The following is a 25,104-nucleotide window of genomic DNA, read 5'->3' as shown; positions in this document are numbered from 1 at the left end:
ACCGCTTCACATAAGGCTTTCGCTTTATGCCGGGAAGTTGCTTTTCGGCGTTCCCCGTTGAAGTGGGGCGCATTTTAGAGATTTATAATTAAAGGTCAACACCCATACCTAAAATTTCTTGTATTTTTTTGTTCGAATGGATACTTTGTAATCAATACGACAAATTTGTAAGTTTTTTTTGAACTTTTCATGCCTTAGCTGCTCAAATTTTAGCTAAGTGTTAAGTTAAAAACCTAAAATGCTATAAACCTAAGAAGAAGTAGGGTTTGATCATGAAACGTAGTTGCGGCTGTATCCTGGGCTCTCTATTAATGTTAGCCAGCCATACTGTAATGGCGATAGAAAATAACACAGTAGTAGAAATAGAAAATAAAGTATTGCAGGATTTTATTAAGCGCCAGGTTAATCAAAGCATGTCTGTTGGTCGTGCTGTGCGCTCTATAACCAGCAACTATCCCCAGGAAGCGGAAACAATTGTATCTGTTGCACTGGACATGTATCCAAACGATTATCGCGAAATTATCCACGCCGCTATTTCGGCGCAGCCTACTGCCACCTCCAAAATTGTACAGATCGCAATAAATAAAGAAGTCACCACCTGCCCTAATATAGTACAACTCGCTATAGAGGCCGATCCTAGTTACGTAGATTTCGTGGTTGGCGCAGCTGCTGATTCCAGCCCGGAAGAATTAAAAGACATAGTTCGTGTTGCCGTGCTTACCGAACCTGATTCGGCTGATACGATTGTGCAAACCCTTACGGAAGAACATCCCAATGAGCTGGTAGACATTTTAGCATCGGCCATCCAGGCCGTACCGGTGGTTGGTGAATATGTAGTGAATGCATTGCTCGCCATTTTCCCTGAAAGAGCAGAAGCGGTTGTAACCACTGCAGTAAGGGAATCGGCTGGCCAGCGCGAGCAGGTTCGTAGGATTTTAGAAACTGCTCAGCAAGCTGGCGTAGAAAGTGAAAAGTTAAAAGAATATGCCTTAAATGGCGGCGCACATGAAGATGACGTAAAGGAAACCGTTAAGCCTTAGCGGATTTGCGGGCTTCCTCGCGCCTTTCTTTTTCGTCTTTAATTGCAAAGTTTTCATGCCGCAACGTTAAATTAGGATTGTAAGCCGGGTCATGTTCAATTATGTGGCCCCACTGCTCCTTCAGATAAGCCAGCTCACGATTAAACCGTGCCATTTTTTCTTTACTTACATCAAGTCCTCTGGACACTGACTCATGATGGTAAAGCTCAGCTTCTGCGCAATATAAATTCCGTACTCCAAGCTCCCTCACTTTCAAACAGAAGTCGACGTCATTGAATGCTACGGTAAGGTCTTTCTCGTTTAAGCCGTTTACGTCTTCGTAGTGTGTTCTTTTTACTAATAAGCAAGCGGCCGTGACTGCAGAAAAGTTATTGGTGGCAATCAAGCGATTTAGGTATCCGGGATGGTAACGGGGAAAATACTTATGTGCGTGACCTGCGCCACCGCCATAGCCCATTACTACACCTGCGTGTTGCACGCGCCCATCCGAATAAAGCAGTTTGGCACCTACGCAGCCTATGTCTTCGCGCATGACATGGCCTACCATGAAGTCAAGCCAAGTGGGAGTAATCACCTCAATGTCATTGTTGACCAGCCCAATCACCTCACCTTTGCACTGCTTTACGGCAAAGTTGTTGATTGCCGAGTAGTTAAAAGGCTGTGGGTATTTCAGCAGTGTAATTTTGGGGTGTTGGTTAAGCTCATCAAAATAGTCGAGACTTGCCTGCTCGTCTGAGTTGTTGTCTACAAGAATAATCTCGTAGTTATTATAAGTTGTTTTGGTGAGGATAGACTCAATACAGTCCTTCACCAAGGCTTTAGCGTTTTTGGTTGGAATGATGAGTGATACCAAAGGCTGTTTGGTTAGGGGCCATTGAATGGCCAGTGTTTCGGTATCTTTATTTCTCTTGCTAACAGCATCGTACTTTTCATTTAAGTACTTTGAAGTCTCTTTAGATTCAAGTGCTGAGCGTGTCTTATTGTTCGTATGGTGTACTAATGAAAGTGCTATATGGCTGATTGGTAACTCAGATTGTTCATTAGCTAGTACATTGATTAAAGATGCAATAGTAGAGGCTTTGCCAAGCGACCGTATCAGTAAACTGCGCAACTTTTCTATATTTAAAACAATGCCCGTAGCTATATAATGACTACTCATTTGAAGGTAGGGATTCCAGTCAGGCAATAATCTGGCATCTTCTCTTTCTCCGGAGAGATTTACAAAGTCAGTATCGACATATAACAAACCCTGATTATCTACTCTGCTGCATACGTCGAAAAAGCGATGATGCAGCGTATCGCCGGAGTTGATAAAAACAACCTGAGTTAGCCCTTTTCTAACATCCCAATGTTGGAAACTGTTATAGACACTCACATTGAATACTGAAGCACAAACATCGCTGATAGTTTTTTCTGAAATTACCTCACCGATTATCGTAATATCAGAAACGTAGTCTTTATGAATCAACAGACTTTTAAGTGTCGTAACAATATTTGAATGTTTGTAGGCGCGTATTACAACGTGAAAATGTTGATTTACCACAGGCTGTTCTGAAACGAACTGTTCAATAAAAATGGCTTGATAGGAAAGCGTATGCGAGTAGAGTTCCTGTAGTTTCTTTTTGCTAGGAAATCCATAAAACAGGCCCGACTTTTGTAAAGAGTGACTATAAAAAGAAGTAAGTGCAGCATTTCGTTTAGCCAAGTCTCTCAGAGGCTTAGGGATCATTCCTATACCAAATTTGAGAGTCATCATGGAATATCGTCTTAATGACATTGCAGCTTACCTACTACTTTTTTCTAAATATGTACCAACAATCGCATACTCTTTCTCCAAGTATGATTCCAATTGTCTGATTTCTGGAGGTAATTCAATTCCGTCATCCAAAGCATTGCTATGTATAACATCTAATTGAATATTCAACATTTCTGATAGCCTGGTTAAATCTTCTTCCATGGTATGTATTGAGCCAACGAAATCAAACTTTTCAATGCCAACCTCTCGGAAGTATTGTGAATACGTGAATAGAGGAGAGTTTAGTTCGCTATCAAGCAACCATGCTCTGAATAACTCAGACTTGTCAGTAATTCCCTTGTCGATGTATCGGAATTTTAGTCTGCTATATAACTGATCATTTTCTTTTATCTCAAGTAAACGACCTAACAATAACCATGCTCGTTCGATTGGGTCTCGAATCCAAACTACACGTTTCGCATTCGGAAAAAACTGCTGATGGTTTCTATGGGTTCGAAAATGCCCATGAATCGCTTTTACATTTGCGGGTAGCCAGATGCTATTGCCTCTAGAGAGTTCAGCGGTACCACTTCCTTTGTTGATACAATAGACTGCGTCGGTGTCGTACGCCTGCTCTAACAACTTCCGCATTGATGGACCAGCCGTTTTTGGTATGTGATGTGATATCCACTCTACTTTTTGATGCACAGGAAGTGAACCTGTAGCATTGTTAAACTCACGCTGATTTAATGCCGAACGTACGCTAAGTTTTTTCATTCCATTTCTACGAAAGGAGGCAAACGCCTTCACGTTCAAGGTGTTTAAAACAGCTTTAATTGATGACCTATTCTCGGACAAGCCAGAAACGAAAGCTTTTAAACTGCGAGAAGCAGGAATAGCCTTACGTATAATGTCGAAGTACACCTGTTCTGCCGGGCTATTTGGAGTAACCTGAGTAATAAAACGGCGCAACAGTTCGGCTGCGCTGGGGCGCGTTTCGAGCCAGTCTTGAATCACCGGCTCAAATATCTCGGGAGTAAGCTGTTGAGTTATGTAACGCTTTTGCGGCTTTTCACGCTGCAATCTTATAAAGTGTTCGCTTTGTGACAAGCCCACTTCATCAGAGAATTCTTTCGTTACTGCAAGGTAATGCTCTTTAATCAACTCGAATTTTTCAGGCGGTATAAGGGAAAACTTGCTTGTGCCTTTTGTATAGCCCTGTAGGAATTTATCTAATGGGGAATCAATTAGTTGAAATTGGTAGCCGTTAAACCATCGTTTTACTTCCAACGCTTCAAAACAATACGAAGTGTTAACGGTTTTCGGGGTTATCATTACATCAACATCAAGTCCCAACTTAGCTAAAAACGTTTTAGTAAGGTCGCCATCTACAAAAAATGATTTTTCAAAAGGTAACAATTCAAAGCGGTTTTTACCAATGCGCTTCACAGCATCCGCAACAATATCGAAAATAGGCGCTCTGGGATGAGTACCGACTGAAAATGGTTGTGGATTAGCGTTACGTTTAACACCTTGGTTATAAGTTGACTCAAGCGTGTCGAGTGGAAATCTAACAAATCCCAAAAAAGATGCATCTGGGATTGCTTCGGCAATAACAGAAAGTTGCCGCATAAAAAACTCCGACGAAAAAAGCAGTGTATGTGCCTTTTTCTGTTCGGCTCTTGCAACCTCTTTCAGAAACTTAGTATGCGAAAAAAGAAATCCATTTCCGCACGTGTCAAACAATGACTCTAAATTTCCTGAACTCACTCCATTTTCATCAACTTTATGCCCTGGATAATAAACCCCACGTTCACCTAATAATTGCGCATTATTAACCAGCCAGTGCTGTATTGTTGAAGTACCTGTTTTGGGTGGGCCAAAATGAATAACAATTTTCATGAAAAAGTGACTGTCTGTCCGTTCATATACTGTCTTAAACAAAAATGCGCCAGAGTCGGCGCAATAAAACAACTGGATAGTATCACTATCACATGGTTGAGTATAATCGTTCGCTTAAAACGGTTCTTTGGCAGATGTTAACAATATGCATATCAAGTAACCGGCCTCACACTCGAAGTCAGACTCCGAATGCAGGCACAATTACAATTATTAAAAACCTTAGCGAAGCTGCGACAGCGGCATTAATCTGAGCCCTAAACAGCACCTAACCTTTCACCCTGATAACTGCCGTCTAACACCGCTTTCCACCAGGCTTCATTGTTCAGATACCATTCCACAGTTTTCTTAATGCCCGATTCGAAGGTTTCCTGTGGTACCCAGCCCAATTCTCTTTTAATTTTGCTGGCGTCAATGGCATAGCGCATGTCGTGGCCCGGGCGGTCAGCTACGCTGGTGATTTGGTCGCGGTAGCTGCCTTGTGCTTTGGGTTTGACTGTATCGAGGATGTCACAAATGGTGTGTACCACATCGATGTTTTGCTTTTCGTTATGACCACCAATGTTGTAGGTTTCGCCAATGGCACCGGTGGTAGCCACTACCACTAATGCGCGGGCGTGGTCTTCTACATACAGCCAATCACGGATTTGATTGCCTTTGCCGTACACCGGTAACGGCTTACCTGCTAACGCATTGAGTATCATCAGCGGAATCAGCTTTTCCGGGAAGTGATACGGGCCATAGTTGTTTGAGCAGTTGGTGACGACCGTAGGCAGTTTAAACGTGCGCAACCAGGCGCGAACCAAATGGTCGGATGCCGCCTTGGACGCAGAATATGGCGAGCTTGGCTCATACGACGTTTCTTCTGTGAACAAAGGCAGCGCTGTACCGGCTTCCACTTCATCCGGATGCGGTAAATCGCCGTACACTTCGTCGGTGGAAATATGGTGGAATTTGAATCCGGCTTTTTTATCATCGCTTAACGTGGCGTAGTAGCTACGCGCTTGCTCTAACAGCGTGTAAGTACCTACTACGTTGGTGTGAATAAACTCGCCCGGGCCATCGATGGAACGGTCTACGTGACTCTCTGCTGCCAGGTGCATAATGATGTCAGGCTGGTAGGTGTCCAGAACGCGTTTCACTTCCGGGCCATCGCAGATATCCACTTGTTCGAAGTGATAACGCTCACTTTGGTCGATTTCTTTAAGCGACTCTAAATTACCCGCGTAGGTGAGCTTGTCGAGATTGACTACCGAGTGCTCGGTGTCGTTAATTAAGTGACGTACCACAGCGGAGCCAATGAAGCCTGCGCCGCCGGTAACAATAATGGTTTTTGCTGTCATGTTATTTATTTCTCTTGCTATTACACCAGCTCATCCATCATGGCGCTGAGCTGTTCGCGCCAGTGTGTAAGAGGGGTTGTATACGTTTCGCGTGTGAGGGTTTTGTCTAACACGCTGTAATGGGGGCGTTTAGCCGGTGTAGGGTACGCACTGCTGGGAATAGGATTTATTGGCACGGCCTGACTTAGCAGCCCTTTTTCTAGTCCCAATTGCTGAATGGCAACAGCAAAGTCATACCAACTGCACACGCCTTCGTCAGACCAATGAAAAACACCGGCATGTTGTTGTGTGGCGGCTTCAATACAGGCTTGCGCTAGCCCCTTCGCCCAGGTTGGGCTGCCAATCTGGTCGTCAATCACACCCAGTTGCGGCTTTTCAGCCATCAATCGCAGCATGGTTTTTACAAAGTTATTGCCGTGCGCCGAATACACCCAGGAGGTGCGAATAATGGCGCTTTGTGCAGGCAGAATGGCTTTTACTTCTGCTTCCCCAGCGGCTTTGGTTTTACCGTACATGCCTTGCGGCGCAATGGTATCGTTTACCGTGTAAGGCGAGCCCTTTTCACCGTTGAATACGTAGTCGGTGGATACGTGCACAAAAAACGCGTTGTTGGCTTTGCAATACGAGGCCAGATTGGCCACGGCGGTTTGATTCAACAAATACGCATTGGCTTCATCGCTTTCGGCTTTATCCACCGCGGTATACGCAGACGCATTAATGACCGCGGCAGGCGCTAGCTTATCCAGTGTATTAGCAATACTGGCTACCGACGTGATATCCATATCTTCACGCCCTAAACAAACAGCATCTGGCACCCGCCGCGCGATTTCCCAGGCTAACTGACCACTTTTTCCAATCACTACCAGTTGCGACATCAGTATTCCTTTAACAAACGGGCTTAAAATGTTGGGGCGTCGACAAACGCAGTGCCGTTGGCATCTTTGCCCGACAACGACGGCGCTTCGCCATTCACCAGCGGCCACTCAATACCAATGGTAGGGTCATTGTACCTAACCGACACCTCCGACTCCGGATGGTAATAATCGGTACACTTGTACACAAACTCAGCCGATTCACTGGTAACATAAAAGCCATGAGCAAACCCGGCAGGCACCCATAACTGGCGTTTGTTCTCAGCCGACAGATATACGCCAACCCATTTACCAAACGTGGCTGAATCTTTGCGCATGTCTACGGCAACATCAAACACTTCGCCCGACACTACGCGTACTAACTTACCCTGCGTTTGCTTAAGCTGATAGTGCAATCCACGCAGAATACCCTGCTTGGATTTAGAATGATTGTCTTGCACAAAATCCACGTCGGCGCATTCAGCCTTAAACCAATCGGTGCGAAAGGTTTCCATAAAAAAGCCACGTTCGTCACCAAACACACGTGGCTCAATAATTTTGACATCAGGGATGTCGGTTTTAATTACTTGCATTGTTTATTCTTTTACCTCTTGGAATCCCGGGCATCGACCTAAGCCATCATATCGGAAATGGCGTCTTTTCCCTCTTCCCGAAATTATGCCTATCCCGGAATCCTGGAATCCTGGAATCCTGGAATTAAATCTATCCCGTCATCCCGGAAATTGCGCAGCAATTATCCGGACCTCTCAAATCTCAATTCGTCGCAATATTACCAGCCTGTCATTGAGATCCCCGCCTTCGCGGGGATGACGAAATCTATAGTGCCCATTATAACCGTGTTATAAGAGTTCCCGTCATAGGGATTTACTTCTACCCTGACATCCCGGTAATTACACATCCCGTCTTCCCGGAAATTGCGCAGCAATTATCCGGGACCTCTCAAATCTCAATTCGCCGCAATATTACCAGACCGCATAGAGATCCCCGCCTTCGCGGGGATGACGAAATCTAAAGGGCCCATTATAACTGGAGTTATACGAGTTCCCCGTCGTCGAGAACTACATCTATCGCATCATCCTAATAATGAGGTATAAACTCGTCACTTAACCCGGTCGTGAATCACTTTTAACAGGTAATCGCCGTAGCCACTCTTTTTAAGCGGAGCGGCCAGTTTTTCTAACTGCTCGGCGTCGATGTACCCCATGCGATAAGCCACTTCTTCGGGGCAACATATCTTCAGGCCCTGGCGCTTTTCAATAGCTGCCACAAAGTTTGCTGCATCCAACAAACTATCCAGCGTGCCAGTATCCAGCCAGGCTGAGCCACGACCCATTAGCTCTACTTTAAGCGAGCCATCTTGCAGGTACATGTTGTTCAGGTCGGTGATTTCCAATTCACCGCGAGGTGAAGGTTTAACTTCTTTAGCAAAGTCCACCACGCGATTGTCGTAGTAATACAACCCTGTAACTGCATAATTAGATTTAGGCTTAGCTGGCTTTTCTTCGATTGAAAGGGCGTTCCAGTCGTTGTCGAAATCAACCACGCCGTAACGCTCGGGGTCATTCACGTGGTATCCGAATACCGTTGCACCGTGAGTTTGACCATACGCATTTTTCAAAGAAAGGCGCAGGTCATGACCGTAATAGATATTGTCACCTAAAACTAATGAACAACTATTATTTCCGATAAATTGCTCACCGATTAAGAAAGCCTGAGCAAGACCATCCGGAGAAGGCTGAACTGCATATTGAAGGTTCAAACCCCAAGCTTTGCCATCACCCAGCAAATCTACAAATCTGCTTTGTTCTTCCGGCGTGGTAATGATGAGAATATCGCGAATACCCGACATCATTAATGTAGATAACGGGTAATATATCATGGGCTTATCGTAAACAGGCATAAGTTGCTTACTTACGACTTTCGTTAACGGGTGCAAGCGCGTGCCTGAACCGCCAGCGAGGATTATTCCTTTTCTCATTTCATTTCCCAGTTACAGCTTTTACAAAAATATAGGAACTCAACAAGGCTCCGCTGCGACTAGTATAAATGGATTTAAGGTCAAAGATAAAGGACGAAGACTAAACAGTAATGAGCTTTTGACTATTCAAACAAATTTGCTAATTTGGTTGAAAACACACGATGGGAATAATTTTTGAAGCGACAATATTATTTTATATCTGGCCTTCCTCGTTCCGGGTCCACTCTTACAGCAGCAATTTTGAAACAAAATCCACGATTTCACGCATCAATGAGTGGTCCAATCGCAGGGTTATTTGAGGGAATGATCTCACAAGTATCAGCTGGTACAGAGATGGCTAGCATGGTTACCGCCGAACAACGAAAACGGTTGCTACAAGGCCTATTTGAAAGTTACTACTCTGAAAATAAAGAAGAACTAATATTTGATACGAATAGAAGCTGGACGGCCAAATTGCCCGCACTGTTGTCGGTATTCCCCTACACTAAGGTAATCTGCCTGGTGCGAGATGTTGCATGGATCATGGACTCGATGGAACGCCAGTTTAGAAATAATCCTTTTGAAAACACCCGTATCTTCGCTAATGCCCAACAACGTGCAACGGTTTATTCAAGGGTTGAAGCAATGGCAAACGCTAATGGTTTGGTCGGGTATGCATGGCATGCACTCAGGGAAGCTTGCTATTCAGATTACGCGGATAGACTAATGCTAGTAGACTATGATTTATTGGTAGCCAGACCGGAAGAAGTGTTCAGGCTTATTTATTCTTTTTTAGAAGAGGATTACTTCGAACACAATTTCAGTGATGTCAGTTACGATGCGCCAGCATTTGACGCCAATTTGGGTATGGACGGACTTCATCGGGTACACAAAACTGTAACTGTTCGCAAAAGAAAAACAATTCTACCGCCAGATATCTTTAAGGAGCACAGTAGTAAATCGTTTTGGCGCTCTATGAAAAATTCCGCTGCCAGAATTATTGAGCCTGATTCAAACTAATCTAATATTCATAACACATTAATGAATTGAAAAATGAGGAAGACGAAATGGCTACACAAGAGACGTTTACATTTTTAACATTGTTAGGCACTGACTACCAAACTGACACAAGTAGCTTTTCCGGGAGCTACACCGTATCTGATAACAGTGACGGTTCAACAGATGGTAGCACCACTGTAGGAAGTAGCCTTACACTTTTCTCTTTCAGCTATACATTTCGAGGAACAACGCCCAATGGAATAATCATTGAAAGCGGAGGCAATAAATATTTACTCTCGAATACGTCATATACGTCAGGCACGACTTTAAGCGTGAATACCAGCGAAACATACGTCTATTGTTTTTTAGAAGGGACACAGATAAGCACTCCACAGGGTAAAGCTGCTATAGAAACACTAAAAATTGGGGATGCAGTTGTTACGTCTACTGGCAAGGTAAGTAAAATCAGATGGATGGGCTACCAAACTATTCATAGAGGGTTTAAAGCATCGGCTCAGCACGAGCCTGTATGTATCTCAGCCCATACTTTTGGCACTAACAAACCGAACCAGGACCTTTACTTAACGGGTTCGCACGCATTACTCATCGACAATGTACTTATAAATGCCAGTGCATTATGTAATGACACCAGTATCAGATATATACCTATGAGTGAAATGCCTGAAAGCTTCACCTATTGGCATATTGAGACTGATGAACATGAAGCCATCATTGCCAATGGTCTCGCAGCCGAAACTTTTGTTGATGCACCAGACCGGCGCTCTTTCGATAATTATCAGGAGTACGTAGATTTTTATGGCGTGGAACGGATTATTCCCGAGATGAATGTCCCACGAATAACTGATTCTTTACTTTTGCCAGACGCGTTAAAAACGCAACTGGGGATAACGACTACTTCTACTGACTGGGCGGCGTTAGTAGCGAACAGTAATAACCCGCTAACGCTGAAATAAAGCCTTGGTGAGAATTATTAAATGCTAGTGCTCTGTTAATCAAGATAGAGCACTGCTTTGCCTTATAAAACCTCTGATTTGCATTCGCCCTCCTATAACCTAGTATTAAACCATAAACGCCTTTGCTAACTATAAAGCAGTATCGTTTATACGAATTTTTGTTTTGGCTTCATAAAATTGCGGGCACTATGGAATTTGAATCGTTTATCAGTGAATTGGATAATTTGTTAGAAAATGCACAGTTTACCCAGATTATAGAAAGAGTTAGTGAAACAAATGAAGAGTGGAAAGATGACGCCACAGTCCGGCTGAAACAGGCAGATGCACTAACACAACTCAACAGATTGCCTGAGGCGTTAAATATTTATCAACAACTTATATCACAAAATCCCAATCTCTCATGGGCCTATATTGGACTTGGAAAGCTATATAACCGACAAAAAGAAAATGAGTTATCTATAAACACTTTAAACGAAGGCCTGGCATCATGCGAAGACAAGGAACAACTCCTCTTAGTGAAGGCTAGTTTGCTCAACGAGCAAGATAATCCTCAACAAGCACTCGTTATTCTAAATGAACTTTCAGCGCTATTACCTAACGACCGCTGGGTCTTGCTGGCGAAGCTAGATTCGTTAAATCAATTAAAACTTTATGATCAGGCGGTTGAATTTGCAGCATCACTCCATGAAAAGTTACCTTTCGACGATGTTTTGTTGTATCGCCATGCTCTTGCACTAATCAACAGTAAAGTGAAACAAGCCTCCCGGGAAGCTTGTATTCAATTATTATTATACGCAAACAAAACAAACAAATTAGAAACGGCTTGTGCAATTAATATCTTGCAACTCAATACAAAATATCTAACAGCTAAAGAACTGCTAAATACAATTCGCATTTTCAAAAATAAAGTTGCAAAAGTTAAGCAGGAAGTATTTGTAATTCAAGCTTATGATCTGATATTTGGTGCAAACTATGCACTACAATACTTACTTAAATTACCCACACATCAAATTATTTCACTACTACCCTCTTGTTTTGACATATTCACTTCAGCAGGACAATTGCCACTGTATAGGCATTTGTTAACTTCAGCACTAGGAGTGGGAGAAACCGCTCACCATTTAAATATGTTATTAACTGCTCATTTTCGACAAGGCATGTTTATACAGGCCCGAAAGTTGGCAACGCACTACCCGGAATTGTTTGCTCAACTAGACCCTATGCGCCAAGCAAATTTCGACATAGATTATGCTGAATGCAATTATCGAGAAGTTTTACAAAAAGCTGAAGGCTTATTGGAACAGCAGTTAATACACAAACTGCCAGATGTGGTTTACCAAAGCTATACAGAATGTACCAATTTAGATGGTTTGAAGTTAGAACAAATTCAAAAGGTCATGTCATCAGAGCTTGTATCAGGTAATCGTACGTCATTGAATGTGAAAATATGTAAAGCTGCGCTTGCTCCAGATAACTTTCAGGAAAAATCGAAATTTGGTAAATGTATAGATACTGTAAGTATTTACTATCAATCATTAGATACCCAACAAAATATAAATACAGAAAGTCCTAATTCTATACCGTTAAAAGTAGTGCAATTTTGGAATACGAAAATCAAACCCAGACAAATCAACCTGAATATGCAAACCTGGAGTACAGCCCCCGGTTTTGCTTATGATTGTTTCAGCACAAGTTCAGCAAATGCCTTTTTTAAAGGATACATAGACAACTTTGCAGCGACAATGAATAAATGTGCTTTACCTGCAGAGCAATCAGATTATTTCAGGTTGTGTTACCTTTGGGAACATGGCGGTATTTATGCAGATGCAGATGATATTCTTGTGGGCGATTTATTCTCGCTATTAGATACAGATAAAAACCTAATCTTAATGAAAGAGCCTTATGGAGTAGGCAACAACTTTATCGCAGTAGCCCCCAAACACCCTGTAATAGGCGCAGCGTTAGAACGCGCTAAGTATGCATTGAATAACAGATTACAAGTAATGACCTGGTTTAAAACCGGGCCAGGATTATTAATTTCGAGCCTGGCCGAATATATTGAATGGTGCACTGAGCACCAACAAGTTCCCGATGTGCACATCTGGAAGCCGGAGGAGTTCAGAAAAGAGGTAACAACGCACTGTAATTATCCAGGGAAACAGCATTTGGGTTGGGTTAATTTTATGCAGTTGTAACTTTTGTTACGTCAATTTAGTTATAAAAACTAGCTATCGAAGTATCTTATCGGTTGCTATTAGTGAAGAATTCGTCAAGTTGAGCTTTTAATTCCAAAGAAATATCCCGAAATTTTCCCGGTTTGTTTTTTAACTCTTCTGTTTCAAAAAGTTTCACTGCATCGACAATATCATAAACATACCGCAACAGAACAACCGCTTCATCATACTTTTTACTATCATCCTGAAGCTTGCTTGTCCAAAACATAAATCTATCACTGGCGTACTTAAGAAGATCCATATTAGTTTGATAAGAATGCGATCTTTCTATCTGTTCTGTATAGCGATTTGTCTTCTCTACCCATGTTTTGGTATCAGCATGCGACAAGTGATAAACAAAAACGTCAGAATCAAAGGCTGCTTTTAAAATGTTCTTAGAATGGTACTCTAACCCGCCATGAACTTTGTCACCAAATATCAATTTATCTTTTTTAAACACCCTAGAATGCTTAGTTGGCCAGTAATATGCAGTCTCTGAAAACGTACCTAATATAAAATTTTTAAACGGCAGCTCAATAATATCAAAGCTATCTAGCAACACATTTTCTTGAATAAACTTTATAGCCCCCACAGAAAGGACTTCGTCACAATCAAGAAAAACGATGGTGTCAAATTGGCAGTACTCCAATGCTACATTTCTAGTAGGCTCAACTGTCGGTGACCAAGGCACTTCAACATATTTTGTTGCATACTCTTTACACACCAGCTCGCTACCATCAGATGAGCCTTTATCAATCACTATCAATTCATCGGCAAATGCCAGTGAAGTTAAACATGCCTCAATGGTATCTATCCCATTGTAATTAATAACAAATGCTGAAATTTTCATAACTACCAATTCGGAAGTTCAATAACTTACGCCTTAACATCAACTACCGAGCCCCATCAGTACACTTCGGCAACGCGATTCCACCCATTCTGGTGGATTACTTTCTAATAAAATTTTATCAGCCAACGATCTGATTAAGTTTCGATCAGCACCACTTTTTTGATAAATATTAAGCTTAGAATTCAAAAGCAAAGGGTTATTCTGTTGAACATCTAATGCTCTTTCTATGAATTCAAGAGATCTGCTAAATTCACCTAACTTCACTTGCAAATTTACCACCTTGATAACGAGACCCGTTTGCTCTACAACATGAGGAATTTCCATTAACACTTTGAGAGCATTTTTGTAATCGTAGATACCAGCCAGAAAATCTGCGTACGCGTTACTAAAAAACGCGTTACCATTTGCATATAAATAAGCCTTTCTATACAAATATGCAGCATCTAAATTCTCTTCATTATCTAATATCTTTGCCAACACAAAATTTACTTTGGCATTATTAGGCCAGTAAATATACGATTGTCTTACTGATCTACTGAAAATTTCATTTTGAACAATTCCGCAAGTTTTCAGTTGATTATAAGTGTAAAAAATAAAATCCGGGCAAAATAAGTTATTTTTAATGCTTGTGAATTGAGAAAAAACAGTCATCTTATCTCGACTTATTTCACGGTAAGCATTAATAGAACTATTGAGATCGGGCGTGGATTTATTCAATTGCTTTACCAGTGAATCTGATCTGACACCAATAAAGTAAAGATCTTGCGAATATTCATTAGTAAAAAAAAGGGAACCGCTAAGCTCTTTACCAAAGCCTTTAAAGTCGGCTTCTGTTAGATTTCGATAATAGTCCCAATTTAACGAGGAAGTACCCGGTGACATCGAGGGATCTGTTCGACTTGTACCATGCTCCGGCCTCCCGGTAGTAGCGCATGTAAAAATGAGTAAACCATCTTCGGCAAGATGATTTATCATATTTTCAAATGTTTCCACAAAATATGGATTGTGCTCAAAACATTCACAAGAAATTACAACGTCAAATCGCTTATCAGAACTGTAAAGATGACCGGAAATAACTTCGTCAACGCCCTCACCCTCAGATAAATCCAAACCAGTGTAGTCCTCCGTATCGAACAAATCTCTAATACTACCATTTACCGAATGGGAGCCTATTTCTAAAACAGATTTGTTTCGAAAATGGGAAGGAAAGCACGTTCGAATAGCTGAAACAAATTGATAAGCTTGCCAATGCATTTTTATGCCCTTTTGTCATATTGTATACTCCGTTAATCTTCACACTTACTTCGCAGTCTGTATGAATAACGCCTACAACAATGATTTATTTTAAATCTATTCATAGCACCGAACAAAAATTCTAGATTTAATCACCTACTTTGCACTCTAACAGCAGATATAAAACATCATCATTCCAACGCTACAGATTAGTCGAAAACAACCTCTGCATTGGAATTAATTTCAATGATAAATAGTTCTATTCATTACAAGCTAAAAAGTCGTCAATTGAAATCGCTGGAGGGCAATACCTTTTCAATTCAGGATTTTCTATACGGTCTTTTAAATAAACCAAAAATTCTTCAATATGCATATCAGCCTTGAGATTACCAAAGTCGAAGAAGGCGTATTCCCACCACTTCATATCAAACAATTGTTTAATAATATCCCGCGAATTCAATTCCGAAGTGGAACAATCGTATAACGTTCCACATCCTTAGTGAAAAGAGAATTCGAACGAATTACACCACCAGTGCCTATTTATACTCCTGGACATAATATAACGTTTTCTCCTATCCATACATCATGCTCTATCAGAATGAGCTGTACCCCACGCCCATGGAATTTAGGTTCCTATTGGAAACTTGAATCATTGTCCTTGATCGCTTCTGAAAAAATAGCCGCTTTGGCATGACAAATGATGGTCGAAGTAGTAATTCTATCCAACGGATGTTCTGGCCCTTGAACTTCCCCCCAGCAATACTACAATATCTCCCGATCGAGATGGGTTTTGTAGTTAATGGTGAATTGACATAACTGAAAGAACCTATTGTTTTCAAAGCATTCCCCCTAAGAAAACCGACATGGGGTTCGATTAATATATTCTCATCCACAAATAATTGGGAACCTAAAAAATCTCATCGACTGTCTCCAGATTCGGTTAAGAAACATCTACCGGTCCGGAGCATATCTAACACTTTGTAATTATATCAATTTTTATCATATTGTTTATGTAGATAACTTTTTAAAAGTGCACTAACGGTTAAGCTTATTTTGAAAAATACATCCACTCAAGTGTATTCATCAATGTATAGTTGGGCTTTTTATGAATGGTTTTTAGCAGGATGGTATTGTCGCCTAACAATACTTTTACATCATTTTTTCTAACAAAATCCTGGTTAATCTTAATTTCTGGTCTATGCCCTGAAATTGATTCTAAATAGCCAATAACATCCGCAAGTTTGTGACTAACACCACTACATAGATTAAATATTTTTCCTATCGCTTCCTCATTTTCGAGTAAGCCGACATAGTATTGTGAGATGTCACGCACATCAGAAAAATCCCTAGAAACGTCAATATTTCCGAGTTCCAATACTGATTTCTTTTCAACGAAATGACTTACTATTTTCGGGATCAAAAAATTTCGACTTTGTGATACACCAGTGTAATTAAAAGGACGTACAACTGTTATTGGTAGCTGCATAGCATATGGTTTGATCGCCATTTCCATAGCAGCTTTAGACGCAGCATATTCATTAACAGGTTCTGCAGGGTGACTTTCACTAATCATCCCTTCTGTTTTATTCCCATAAATATTCGCCGAACTGGCTAGGATGATTTTAGTTATACCTACTTTCGCTTTTTTTATCGCTTCAAGAAGGTTTAGCGTTCCAATGACATTCGTCCGATAAATATCAAGTTTATCAGAATGCTGTACCGATGATACAGCTGCCAAATGAATTACAAAATTGGGTTGAACTTGCTTAACTGCTGCTTCAAGTCTATCCGGACTAAGTAAATCGCCTTGTATAATTTGAGCATCATTATTTGGATTCTGCCGGCAATAACCGAATACATCATATCCAGCAGAAACCAAAAGCTCATTGACATAGTAGCCAGTGAAGCTATCTAAACCTGTTACCAGAACCTTTTTCATTATCGACCTTAAAATGAAAAACCGATTGTGTTGCGCTTAACATCCGCTTCTACCATCAACCGACATAATTCTTCCAACGTTGTCTTTGGCTTCCATCCCAGTACTTTTTCGGCCTTTTCATAGTTACCGATGAGCAAGTCAACTTCAGCCGGTCGATAGAACTTCTCATTGATTGAAACAATCGTTTTTCCCGTGCTTACGTCGATTGCCTTTTCGTTAATACCACTACCTGTAAATTCCAGGTCTATATTTACCGCCTTAGCACTCATAGCGAGAAAATCTCTCACCGTTTCAGTTCGATTAGTTGCTAAAACAAATGTGTCAGGTTCGTCTGCTTGCAGCATACGCCACATTCCTTCAACGTATTCTTTAGCAAACCCCCAATCTCGCTTTGCATCTAAGTTACCTAGTTCAAACTTATCGATTTGACCTAATGACACTTTAGCTATGCTATCTGTTATTTTACGGGTAACAAATTCGCGGCCTCGCAGTGGCGACTCGTGATTAAATAATATGCCACTTGCTGCAAATATATCGTAAGACTCCCGATAGTTAACGGTCATCCAATGCGCGTAAAGTTTCGCTACGCCATATGGACTTCTGGGATAAAACGGCGTGTCTTCAGACTGCGGGATATGCTGAACCAACCCAAACATTTCAGAAGTGGATGCTTGGTAATACTTACATTTTGGATTTACTATACGGATTGCTTCAAGCAAATTTACAGCACCAATTCCAGTAATTTCCGCAGTAGTAACCGGCTGCTCAAAAGACACTCCAACGAAACTTTGAGCCGCTAAATTATACACTTCTTCAGCCTGAGTCTTTTCAATTAAACGTATGCTCGAACTTAAATCAGTCAAATCATATTCCAGTAACTCTAAATTTGGATGATTTAACATGTTAACTTCATCTAAACGCCAAAAATTAACTGAACTGGTTCTCCTGAATGTGCCAAAAACCTTATACCCTTTCCCTAATAGTAGCTCAACCAAATAAGCCCCGTCTTGCCCTGTGACCCCAGTAACAATTACATTTTTCATCTTTCTTATTCTCTATCTGTCAAAGCACGATTTTTTCGAAGTAGTTAATGGTTTTCTTCAAACCTTCTTCTAACTCAATTTTTGGTTCCCAGTTTAAAAGCTCTTTTGCGAGACTAATATCAGGTCTTCTTTGTTTGGGATCGTCCTGAGGCAGAGGGAGCTGAACTAACTTACTTGAAGAATTTGTTAATTCAATAATTTTGGCCGCAAGTTCAAGCATTGTGAATTCCCCAGGATTGCCGATATTCACTGGCCCGGTAACACCTTTAGGGGTATTCATTAAGCGAATAAAACCCTCAATTAAATCGTCTACATAACAAAAACTTCTGGTTTGACTTCCATCTCCGTAAATCGTGATATCTTCACCTTTTAACGCCTGAACAATAAAGTTGCTAACAACCCTACCATCAGATGGGTTCATGTTCGGCCCATAAGTATTAAAGATTCTGACAACTTTAATATCGAGATTATGCTGGCGGTGATAGTCAAAAAACAACGTTTCTGCACAGCGCTTACCCTCGTCATAGCAACTTCGAATGCCAATAGGATTTACCTTACCCCAATAAGATTCTGGTTGAGGGTGAATTTCAGGGTCGCCATAAACTTCGCTTGTTGATGCCTGAAAAATTTTAGCACCAGTTCGCTTGGCCAAACCAAGCATATTGATCGCACCATGTACGCTTGTTTTTGTCGTTTGGACTGGGTCATATTGATAATGAACTGGACTAGCGGGACAAGCTAAATTATATATCTGATCAACTTCGACATATAACGGCATGGTCACATCATGTCTTAATAATTCAAAATACGGATTTTCTAATAACTCGACGATATTAGATTTACTACCGGTGAAGTAATTATCCAAACAGACAACTTCGTTACCTTCATCCAATAATCGTTTACAAAGATGCGACCCTAAGAACCCGGCTCCACCGGTAACTAATATACGATCTTTCAAAATAATTCCTGCAATATTGTTTATATAATTGAATTTAATAAAGCATCTAGCTTTTCAATAGGAACGATGACATTTCTTCGATTAAATCTAGCTACATCATGTTTCCAATCAGAATAATCCGGAACGGGGTATTCACTGTCTTCACACAGAATCGAATAATAATCCAAACCGAGCCCACAGGCCATCATCCAAAACGAAGGCGAAGCACACAATGGTGGCATAAGTTCAACGAGCTTTACATCACCAGGGGCAAACATAACATTTGTGAGACCAGCGCCATGTACACTTAAAACTAACTTCGCATTTTTAAAAGTGGCGAGTTGTTCTGCAACATTAAGTTCTTCTAATCTTACAATCTGAAACTGCTTCTCTTCTAACAGCTCTTTTAGCTCTTCGTAATTTATAACAGTACGTGAATTACCACCATTTCTGTCAATAAAAATCCTTTCGTGATTACTACCACTGTTTATGGTCGATTTAAGGCGAGTAATTTGCTGGTTAACCCTCTTTGGAAAATTTTGAGCTGGATGAACGAAATCGGTAGTGCTATTGGAGGATACGAATAGTTCGTCGAACTTCAACGTGACGTATTTAAACTTTTTTAAAAGGTTGATGTTAAATTGCTCAACACCTAATCCTTTACTAATATAATCGGTGTAAGGATTTTGGTGGAAAAACAAAAATGAGTTTATATCCTCACCGTCAAACTCAGCGATTCGTCCAATTTTATCTAATAAATAATGGCAGATATTAAATACCGTAAAGCGGTCTTCACAAAATGCCACCTTTTCGCGAATAAGCATTGCTTTACTATCTAAAAATGGCTGGTCTCCATACGATAACTCAGGAAGAAAGTTGCTATTACCATCAAAAAAATAGAAACAAAATTGATAACGCTTTGAAAAATCGAGGGTTAAATAACCGCCCTTAAGGTTTATTACTTTTGTCGCCTTTTTCACACCAAATTTAGATGCGTAAATATAGTGCTCTTCTGCAGCGTTTTCAGTTCTGCAGACCACTGCTTCTTCAGCAGGATGCTCTGTGACTATTATATCTGAACCAATTGTTCTCGTCGTAAAACTGGCAGATTTAATGCTTTCAAGTTCAGTAAAATAATCGCTAAGGTCGATATCAAGAGATTGTAGTGTAGCGATAGTATTGCTATCGATAGCACTGACTACACTAAAGCCATTATTGGCAAATAAGCTGTCAATTAATTTAGAGAGAGACTTTGTAGATTTACCGTCGTCTATTTTTACTAAATGAGCGCATTTTTTTAGAAACCGTAATTGTATTTCTGTATTCCGACATACAACCAATTTGTCACATAAGTTATCTAGAAACTCACTATCAAAGATGTCTAATTTCTCAGCCATTACATCAACGATAAGCTTAGACTGCGCCAAACACCCTTCCCTCAGGTAGAACACCAAGGATTTCATGAAAATGTATGGCGCCTGAACTTGATCACCCACATCTAAATGCAAAGCGAGCTTCAAATCAGCTTCTGATAACTCAACATTTTCAATCAGAGTGAAAATATCTGAAAGTGTCAAGGCAGAAAGTTTCACTTCGTTAAGAATGTTTTTGTGGTAAATTGCAGAATAATGGTCATAGGCTTCAAAATAGCGACTGATTAAGTCATCTAACTCATAGTGAAATTTACTTCCCAGAGATATTTTTTCAGCGCCTAATAGCAATTCAAACCCTTCTATCTTATTTGTAATAGATAAATCACTACTGTTTGTAACAACGGGAAGTTTTACTTGCCCCAAGGGCTCCCAAGCTAGAGAAAATGTATCATCAAAAGTTAGAGATAAATATTCAAGTATGCGATTAGCATATTTTACAAGCAGCGCTGCATTCGGGTGATTAAATGTATGAAACAGGACATTGTTTGTATTTAATTGTTCCTCTAAATAATCACAAATTTTCACATCAGCAGCATTTTCCCTAGCTTTAAGTTCGTTCAAAGAGCTTTTGATATGATTCGGATACGCCCTTACCCTAACATTTTTCTGTTCAAATCCGAGCTTAGTAAACTCCGCAGATAAACCAGCTTGATAACACTTAACAATAAACTCTGAGTGATAATCAGTCAAAGGCCCAGCAAGATTCCCTTTTGAAGTTCTCAGATACCTAAAATCGGGGAAATAACCGTTGTAAAACAGGTTATTTATCTTCACTACTTTGTTTGAATAGCTTCTTAAAATATTCTTAGTTGTAACGAATTGGCAGGGGTAATTATCTGCGATTACCTGAGTGATAATGTAATCTGAATTTTCTAAAAACTCAGTATACTTTCCAGCTTCTTTGTCGGTTGCCAAATGAACGATAATTACGCAAGAAATTTCTATGTTCTCATTTGTTTTTTCTAAAATATCAGCGATGGGTCTGGCTTGGCAATTTCCTATAACGGCTATTTTAATTCTACTCATAGATTTCACTTACAATTCGGTGTAACGCCAAATCTTCCTGATTTGCTTCAACTAACTTTGAGAATAGCTCACTCCCGATTTCAGTCTCGATTCCTTCAATCTTTTCCTCCAGTGATAGCGATTTTTTCTGACTCACATTTTTCTCTGATACTTCTAACGATAAACCGTCGAAGCCAAACTCTCCTAATTTTGATGATAATAATGCCAGCGATTCACTAAATTTTTCGACCATACCAACAAAAGGCAACTCGGTAACCGCCTTCTGAGCTTTTTCAAATTCAGATATATTTGCTGCGGGATATTTAGTTGCAAAACGTTGAGTATGAAAATTTCTGCATTGCCTATCCAACGGAATAGATAACCTAGTTTCAATGTAACCTTTTAGATTTGTATTTCGGGCAAGAACTGAACCAAAGGTGCCTGCACCTTGCTTTTTTTCAAAAGCATAGGCAGAGGCAATCCTATCAATTGGATGGCGAATGAAGATTATTGGAAAAACTTCAACGTTCTCAATAACGGGGACGGGTAGATAAGCGGTGTGAGAAGAAAAACACTTAGCGCTTTCACTTTTTGCAACCCATTCACGAACCATCGCTCTGTTTTTACCTTCCTGAGCAGGAAACTCGGCAGTTACCCACTCGCCATTCTGCTTCGAGAACTGCTGCTGCAAAGCGAAATCGAGGGAGGTTCCTGCATTTTTAAACAAATGATAATGAAATATTACTTTTCGCATAAATCTTCTTTAGTTAGTGAGTTGAGAAGAGGTTAACGGATTCACATATATCCCTAAACCGGCGTAATCCACTTTCAAAAGAAAAGCTATTTTCAACTAGCGTTAGTTGATTTTCAGATAATCGATTCCATAGTTTTTCGTCGTCATATAGTTTGATAATGCCATCAACCCAATCTTCTTCAGCATCAGCAATGTAAGTGGTTATCAAATGAGATAAACCTGTGCCTTCTGTTGCAATATCAGACATAACGCCAGGCAAACCATAGGCCATTGACTCCAGAACTTTCCCTTTAATGCCAGCACCAGACAACAACGGTGCAATAAACACCTTATGGTTATGGAAAACATCATCCAAATGTTCAGCAAATCCAACAACTTTAACGTTGTCACATTCCTTTTCGTAAATTTCGTCTGGAATATTACTCCCATAAATATAAAGCATGATTTCGGGTCGCACTTTACTGAGCGCAGGCATAATAGTACTAACCAGATAGTCAACTGCTTCTCTATTTGGAGTATGGTCAAAGCCACCTAGAAAGACGATACCTTCTCTTTCAGAAAAGGCTTTTCCGGCGCATTTTTTCTCAAGCACCCAAGGTGTTAAATGCAGTTTGTCTGCATTTAAAATATGGGATGTTATTACAGCATGTTCGGTTAAATTGTAAGTAAGTACAGCGTCTACCTCATTGCAAACGTTAAGCTCTCTTTCTCTGGTAGTTAACGCTGCTCTTAACTTCTCTTCATCTCTTCCGTCTTTTAAAGCACTCCTGAATTCACGCAAGAAATGAAGATCACAGTTATTAAATAATACCTTTTTGTTTGCTTTTTTAATCTTCGCAAGGTATCTCTCAGCTACATAATAACGAACAATATACACTGCATCGAACTCATTTAGTCGACGATCGAGAACATTGTCCATTGATGTATAAAACGGCGTGTAAAGCACTTCTATACCAAGCGATTGCAATGCTTGCGTATGCTTGCCAAAATATGCCAGGTTTTCAGGAACAAAAGTGACTTTAAATCCTAGGGCGATCATCAATTTCATTTCTTGAATGACGGCATAACTTCCGGCGTCACGCGACGCATTTGGAGTTGCATAATCAATTACCAAAACCCGCTGATCAATATTACGGTCTTTCTCAATTTTTAAATTTTCTAGAGAAGGGCTGCCATTATGCTTAAATGCTTTAAACCATTTGCTTCGAAACGTCTTCTCATTTACAACCTGATAGCGCTTCAAACCTTTAGTGACATCAGTACCATGACTTTGTCCTTCAAAGTGAATAACTACTGAGGCTGGCACATACAGAGTTTTGAATCCAGCATCTCTAACTTTAAAGGCTAAATCTGTGTCTTCGTAGTAGCAAGGTGCCAGTTCCTCGCTGAATTTTCCTATTTCCTCCCACACCGCTTTGGGGATACACATAGCAGCACCTGAAACATAATCAACCTCACGCACATAGTTATATTCAGGTTGCATTGGATTAGCATTACGACCAACATTCCAAGGTTGACCATTACCCCAGACGATTCCACCAGCTTCCTGCATGCTGCCATCAAGGTTAAGTAGTTTCGAACCTGTAAGACCCACTCCATTACATTCTTTGAAGTGTTTAACCAGTTCATCAATCCAGTAGGAGGTGGTTTCGGTATCGTTATTTAAGAAAATAATGAACTCGCCTTTTGCATATCCAGTTGCAGCATTACAACTGCGCAAAAATCGCAGATTCTCACTGTTACGCGAGACAACGAGATTCCCGATAATATCTTCAGCATTAGTGGTTTGGTCGGTTGAGCAGTCATCAGCCAATATTACTTCATAGGAAGTATGGTTAAATGATAAAGCTATCGATGCGATACAATGATAAGTCAGTTCAAACTTATTATACGCTGGAACAATAATACTCACTTCCGGCTTATCAAATTTTGGCAATTCGAATGAAGGAAACTTTTTACGCCCTTCGTAGCCCTCAACGACAACATTATGAATAGCAATTAGATTGCTAACATTGAAAGGTGAACGATTTTTTGCAATCTCTTCTAAGTGGTAATGCAAAGACTCGTATCGGTGATTTGCTTGGTTTGATAAAGATAAAATGCCCGGATTTCGGTAACTGTCTTTGATGTATTGCCAAGGTGTTGAAATAGCTTTTGCGAGGATTTCACCGCCACCAAGAGACAATGGATAGCCTTTCATTCCAATCTCTATGAGTTTTGCGGTACCATCCAGGAGGTTTGCCGGTAGCCAAATATGCTCTTGTAAAGCATCGTTATTAGTATCAATCTCTAACTCTGCAAACTTTACATTATTGCTACTAAATACCAGTGTCTTTTTACCGATAATGCCTTCTGACTTTATTGAGAACCACAATTGACCATTATGGAAAGACTGGACTTCGGCCCAAAAATGTTGTTCAAGTAAATTTACCTTAAAAGCATTGCTGGGGATAACTGCGTCAGATTCGAATACTCGCAACTGAAGAGGCATATCGTGAATTAGCAGATCCTGATTAACTTCAATTTTAAAGCCGTGTAACCCTTCATGAAAACCTGCCTTTTTTAAATCGGGTCGATTTAGGTTAGCAACCCCACTCCCTATACACGCACCATTGCAATAAATGGCAAATTTCAGCGGCTCTGCACTATTTGCGTCGGCTGCCCAACCGGCCAAGATGCCACCGTCTAACGAATCAAAACCACCTGCATATTTGGCTGCTTTTTTGTCAGCCTGAACAACATTTACATCTTTTTCCATTGTAACTATTCCAATCTACTCATTTGACCCGTGCATCTATTCCAACGTATTTGGCTGCAATGGGAGTTTGCCATTATATTCATTGTGCTGCAATGAATCACAACCTAGTTTGCTAGTGTA

The 25,104-nt window shown here is 40.5% G+C and carries 18 protein-coding genes; 4 read left to right on the top strand and 14 right to left on the bottom strand.

Annotated elements, in window-relative coordinates; translation table 11 throughout:
- Window positions 1–272: 272 nt before the first annotated feature.
- Window positions 273–1,040, top strand: a complete 768-nt coding sequence (locus FJ444_RS17970) for a hypothetical protein (RefSeq protein ID WP_140960656.1) — start codon at window positions 273–275, stop codon at window positions 1,038–1,040.
- Here the strand turns inward: FJ444_RS17970 and FJ444_RS17965 are convergent.
- The 6 genes from FJ444_RS17965 to rfbA all read right to left on the bottom strand — a co-directional run bounded on the left by FJ444_RS17965 (window position 1,030) and on the right by rfbA (window position 8,867).
- Window positions 1,030–2,796, bottom strand: a complete 1,767-nt coding sequence (locus tag FJ444_RS17965) for a glycosyltransferase (protein WP_140960654.1) — start codon at window positions 2,794–2,796, stop codon at window positions 1,030–1,032. The genes FJ444_RS17970 and FJ444_RS17965 overlap by 11 nt on opposite strands.
- A 27-nt stretch (window positions 2,797–2,823) precedes the next feature.
- Complete coding sequence (locus FJ444_RS17960) at window positions 2,824–4,677, bottom strand: hypothetical protein (RefSeq protein ID WP_140960652.1); 1,854 nt, start codon at window positions 4,675–4,677, stop codon at window positions 2,824–2,826.
- 254 nt (window positions 4,678–4,931) lie between these two features.
- Window positions 4,932–6,017 carry a dTDP-glucose 4,6-dehydratase gene (rfbB, locus tag FJ444_RS17955; RefSeq protein WP_140960650.1) on the bottom strand — a complete coding sequence of 362 codons (1,086 nt, stop codon included), beginning with the start codon at window positions 6,015–6,017 and terminating at the stop codon, window positions 4,932–4,934.
- 20 nt (window positions 6,018–6,037) lie between these two features.
- Window positions 6,038–6,892, bottom strand: coding sequence for a dTDP-4-dehydrorhamnose reductase (gene rfbD, locus FJ444_RS17950; protein WP_140960648.1), 855 nt, complete (start codon window positions 6,890–6,892; stop codon window positions 6,038–6,040).
- Window positions 6,893–6,915: 23 nt separating this feature from the next.
- The gene (gene rfbC / locus FJ444_RS17945; protein WP_140960646.1) at window positions 6,916–7,461 is read right to left on the bottom strand and encodes a dTDP-4-dehydrorhamnose 3,5-epimerase; all 546 of its coding nucleotides are present in this window, start codon (window positions 7,459–7,461) and stop codon (window positions 6,916–6,918) included.
- A 527-nt stretch (window positions 7,462–7,988) separates the two neighbouring features.
- Window positions 7,989–8,867: a glucose-1-phosphate thymidylyltransferase RfbA gene (rfbA, locus tag FJ444_RS17940; protein ID WP_140960644.1), complete on the bottom strand. Its 879-nt coding sequence runs from the start codon at window positions 8,865–8,867 to the stop codon at window positions 7,989–7,991.
- A gap of 174 nt (window positions 8,868–9,041) precedes the next feature.
- Between rfbA and FJ444_RS17935 the strand changes: the two genes are divergently transcribed.
- The 3 genes from FJ444_RS17935 to FJ444_RS17925 all read left to right on the top strand — a co-directional run bounded on the left by FJ444_RS17935 (window position 9,042) and on the right by FJ444_RS17925 (window position 13,014).
- A complete protein-coding gene (locus FJ444_RS17935; protein ID WP_140960642.1) occupies window positions 9,042–9,866 on the top strand; it encodes a sulfotransferase in 825 nt (274 codons plus the stop codon).
- A gap of 47 nt (window positions 9,867–9,913) precedes the next feature.
- The gene (locus tag FJ444_RS17930; RefSeq protein WP_140960640.1) at window positions 9,914–10,819 is read left to right on the top strand and encodes a Hint domain-containing protein; all 906 of its coding nucleotides are present in this window, start codon (window positions 9,914–9,916) and stop codon (window positions 10,817–10,819) included.
- A gap of 188 nt (window positions 10,820–11,007) precedes the next feature.
- Window positions 11,008–13,014, top strand: a complete 2,007-nt coding sequence (locus tag FJ444_RS17925) for a glycosyltransferase (RefSeq protein ID WP_140960638.1) — start codon at window positions 11,008–11,010, stop codon at window positions 13,012–13,014.
- A 46-nt stretch (window positions 13,015–13,060) separates the two neighbouring features.
- On the opposite strand, the gene FJ444_RS17920 is transcribed toward FJ444_RS17925, so the two are convergent.
- The 8 genes from FJ444_RS17920 to FJ444_RS17885 form a co-directional block, all read right to left on the bottom strand.
- Window positions 13,061–13,882 (bottom strand): glycosyltransferase, encoded by an 822-nt coding sequence (locus tag FJ444_RS17920; protein ID WP_140960636.1) that lies wholly within the window; start codon window positions 13,880–13,882, stop codon window positions 13,061–13,063.
- Between the two features lie 39 nt (window positions 13,883–13,921).
- The gene (locus tag FJ444_RS17915) at window positions 13,922–15,136 is read right to left on the bottom strand and encodes a methyltransferase domain-containing protein (RefSeq protein ID WP_140960634.1); all 1,215 of its coding nucleotides are present in this window, start codon (window positions 15,134–15,136) and stop codon (window positions 13,922–13,924) included.
- A gap of 1,027 nt (window positions 15,137–16,163) precedes the next feature.
- Window positions 16,164–17,054 carry a GDP-mannose 4,6-dehydratase gene (locus FJ444_RS17910; protein ID WP_140960633.1) on the bottom strand — a complete coding sequence of 297 codons (891 nt, stop codon included), beginning with the start codon at window positions 17,052–17,054 and terminating at the stop codon, window positions 16,164–16,166.
- Between the two features lie 8 nt (window positions 17,055–17,062).
- Entirely contained in the window at window positions 17,063–18,097 is a 1,035-nt protein-coding gene (gmd, locus tag FJ444_RS17905; protein ID WP_140960631.1) for a GDP-mannose 4,6-dehydratase, read from the bottom strand.
- A 19-nt stretch (window positions 18,098–18,116) separates the two neighbouring features.
- Complete coding sequence (locus tag FJ444_RS17900) at window positions 18,117–19,055, bottom strand: UDP-glucuronic acid decarboxylase family protein (protein WP_255439298.1); 939 nt, start codon at window positions 19,053–19,055, stop codon at window positions 18,117–18,119.
- A gap of 20 nt (window positions 19,056–19,075) precedes the next feature.
- Entirely contained in the window at window positions 19,076–21,493 is a 2,418-nt protein-coding gene (locus tag FJ444_RS17895) for a WcbI family polysaccharide biosynthesis putative acetyltransferase (RefSeq protein ID WP_140960627.1), read from the bottom strand.
- Window positions 21,486–22,226 (bottom strand): sulfotransferase family 2 domain-containing protein, encoded by a 741-nt coding sequence (locus tag FJ444_RS17890; RefSeq protein WP_140960625.1) that lies wholly within the window; start codon window positions 22,224–22,226, stop codon window positions 21,486–21,488. The genes FJ444_RS17895 and FJ444_RS17890 overlap by 8 nt, the downstream gene beginning before the upstream one ends.
- Window positions 22,227–22,239: 13 nt before the next feature.
- Window positions 22,240–24,984, bottom strand: a complete 2,745-nt coding sequence (locus tag FJ444_RS17885) for a glycosyltransferase (protein ID WP_140960623.1) — start codon at window positions 24,982–24,984, stop codon at window positions 22,240–22,242.
- Between the last annotated feature and the right edge of the window lie 120 nt (window positions 24,985–25,104).

Source organism: Aestuariibacter sp. GS-14 (assembly GCF_006494365.1).
GTDB classification, from domain to species: Bacteria; Pseudomonadota; Gammaproteobacteria; order Enterobacterales; family Alteromonadaceae; genus Alteromonas; species Alteromonas mangrovi.
This window is presented reverse-complemented; position numbering and strand designations above follow the sequence as displayed.